Source organism: Nitrosospira sp. NpAV (assembly GCF_000832065.1).
Lineage (GTDB): Bacteria > Pseudomonadota > Gammaproteobacteria > Burkholderiales > Nitrosomonadaceae > Nitrosospira.
Genome location: NZ_JXQM01000298.1, coordinates 1 through 260, shown reverse-complemented (window position 1 = coordinate 260; position 260 = coordinate 1). Strand labels below are relative to the sequence as shown.

Sequence of the window (260 nt, the reverse complement as noted above, 5' to 3'; positions counted from 1 at the left end):
ATTACCACATCGCTGGGTGCATTAGTCTTATCATCGTCAACGTGCACGTCTCGTAGAGCGAACTTGTCTTCCGTAATCCGTTCGAGTTCGGCTTGGATGTCCATTCCGGCTTTCAGCTGTTCAAGGCTAACCGTATCAGCAACCTGGAAATCCATGCTCATGGCCGGCCAATTCCAAGCCGCGATGGGGGCATGGGATAGCGTCACCATGCCATGATCCGGCATGACATCTTCGATGCGTGCTGGCACCCATACGGTCTC

The 260-nt window shown here is 53.8% G+C and carries 1 protein-coding gene; it reads right to left on the bottom strand.

Features of this window, described 5'->3' with window-relative positions; all coding sequences use genetic code 11:
- Positions 1-260 (bottom strand): copper-binding protein (locus SQ11_RS16180; protein WP_041515238.1); only part of this gene is annotated, 260 nt, incomplete at both ends.